This is a genomic window from Corallococcus terminator, from assembly GCF_003611635.1.
GTDB lineage: Bacteria > Myxococcota > Myxococcia > Myxococcales > Myxococcaceae > Corallococcus > Corallococcus terminator.
The window spans coordinates 1-2,313 of sequence record NZ_RAVZ01000615.1 but is presented as its reverse complement, the minus strand read 5'-3'; the positions used below and the strand labels follow the sequence as shown (position 1 = coordinate 2,313).

Below are 2,313 nucleotides of genomic sequence, written 5' to 3'. Positions count from 1 at the left end.
GTCCGGGGCGTGATGTCGCGGTCGCGCGGCGGCGTCTCGAAGGCCTGGCTCACCCGCCCAGGGCGGGTGAGCCAGGGCCCTTCGTGCAGCGCCTCCAGGGCAGGTTGCCTGACGGCCACCCCTGCCCTGCGTGGGCGCTCGATGACGCCGGCTGGCGCATCGCCTCGAACCTTCTCGGCGCCGTGAAGAAGTCGCACGACACGGTGAAGCCCCAGCACATCGCGCATGCGCTCGCCACCTCTGAGTTCCTTGTCGGGCTGCTCGAACTCGGGCTTGCGCCCGAGCCCGGCCGCTTTCCCGCTGTGGCTAGCGGGAAGCGCGGCAGCTTCGCCACCGCCACCGACGAGCGGCTTCGCTGGTTGTCCTCGGAGACGTCGCACCGCCCGTGGTCCGAGTACAACCAGCGCACGAACGCGCAGGAGCCGCGGGCGCTTCGACCTGACGCGATCCTGGAGCTGCTGCACGCGAAGGTTCGCGTCTTCGTTGAGTGCGAGATGGGCACTCACACGATTGCGAGTTCGCTGGAGGACGCCGCCGGCACCACGGTCTCGAAGCTGAATCGCTACGCTTCGTTCATGACGACTGGCACCGCAGCGTCTGCCGGTCCTGTCCAGACCTTCTACGCGCAGCACTTCCCCGACCGCTTCGCGCCTCACCTCCTCCTCCTCGTGCAGACGTCTGCGCGCCAGCGCTCGGTGGAGAAGGTCGTATCGGAGTGGGCCGCAGAATGGCGCCGCGCGAATCCCTCCGGGCTTCCGCTCGACGTTCGCGTGCGCCTCACCCCGGAGGCTGTGGCGGAGTACGGGGCTCTCCTTCCGGGAGCCTCCGCAGGCGTCCCTTCCGGGCCGTCTCCGCTGACGCTCACCACGACCGAGGCGGACGCCGTGGTCCGCTTCTATCGGTCGGTCAACGCGACGTTCAAGGAGCTCAGGGAGGCTGCGCGCAAGGAGGGCCGCGACCCGCCGCCCTATCCGGTGGGCTCACAGGAGGTCTTCGCGCTCTCGGAGCGAATTCGGGAGCAGAGCCCGGCCCGCCAACAGCAGAGCGCGGCGGCAAGTCGCCCGGCTGTCGCCCGTTGATGTTGCGGATGTTTCTTCCGCGCATTTTCGGCTGCATCCCTCGCTGATCATCCTTCGGATGCTCAGCGAGGCACGCGACACCACCAGCACCGGCTCGGGTGGGAGGGATGGTCCCGTTTCCTCGCTCATTCCTGCACCCTGGGGCTAGCGGAGCCAGCCGGACCACGCGCTGTCAGGTGGAGACTCCTGCTGGTCCCGTGGCTTGAACGCGCTGGGGCCTTGCTGCCCGGCAGCGAGCCCACCCCCACGTCATGGAGTCCGCAGGGACGTCGCGCTTCGCAGCCCGGAGGGCATGTCCTCCGGTGGCCACATCGCCGCTTGGCCTAGAAGCGTCCGTCTCCGCCTGCGTCACTCGCGCCAGGCCAACTGCGGCCTGTCACTCGCTCTCGCCAAAAAGGGCGGCGCCGGACAACGGCCAACCGTCTCCTGTTGGGGTCAACCCCGCGCCGCCCCCGTTCCGGGTGAAGGCGGCGCGGAGCCGCCCCCCACACTCGGAGGACACACCATGTCTCAGGCCGCGAAGCTGACCGAACTTCCCAAGGGAACCCGCCTCGACGTTGTGACGCCGGCGGATCGGAGCGGAGGCAAGACTCATTGGCAGACGATGGGTTCGGCGTTCGTTATGGGCGATGGAAGCCTCCAGATCGTCCTGGACGGCTTCCCGGTGAACGGCAAGCTCCAGGTTCGCATCCCACTGCCCAAGAAGGACGCCTAGTTCACGCAGACCGCCCCGGGCCACCAACCCGGGGCGGGCCTCTCCCCTTTCCAGTAGCGCGCCGGCACTGGCGGAGGTGGTGGGGTGGCGCTGCGTGCCTGACGGCCCGGCAGCAGCGCCTGGTGGTGCGCGGCCTCGCGGGACTCGGCCGCGCCCGTCTCCAGCTCCTGGCGTGGGAGGAAGCGTGGCGGAGGCCGCGGCCGGGCCCAGAAGCCGGGCCGCCGCGAGGCCCGCCCCGCATGGTGCGCTGCCTTGTGCCCCGGGAAGCACGCGGTGGCTGTCGCCCCCTGCCCGAGTCCCCGAAGGCCCCGCCAGCGTCGTCCAGGCCCTCACTCGGCCCTGCTGCGCGGGCCCCCGGTGAGTGCCGGCGACGTCCGGGCGTGGCGCCAGGTGGAGGCTTCACGTGCCGGCGTCGTCCAGGCCCCCACTCGGCCCCTGCTGCGCAAAGGCCCCCGGTTGGGCCCGGCGACGTCCAGGCCCGCTTCGCCTCGGAGGAGGGAAGCCTCCGCGCTGGCGACG

General features: G+C 70.8%; 2 protein-coding genes. Both read left to right on the top strand.

What is annotated here, in order from left to right; all coding sequences use genetic code 11:
• Window positions 1-83 precede the first annotated feature (83 nt).
• A complete protein-coding gene (locus D7V88_RS40755; protein ID WP_158625273.1) occupies window positions 84-1,079 on the top strand; it encodes a replication-relaxation family protein in 996 nt (331 codons plus the stop codon).
• Window positions 1,080-1,584: 505 nt separating this feature from the next.
• Window positions 1,585-1,794 carry a hypothetical protein gene (locus D7V88_RS40750; RefSeq protein WP_120545860.1) on the top strand — a complete coding sequence of 70 codons (210 nt, stop codon included), beginning with the start codon at window positions 1,585-1,587 and terminating at the stop codon, window positions 1,792-1,794.
• Window positions 1,795-2,313 lie beyond the last annotated feature (519 nt).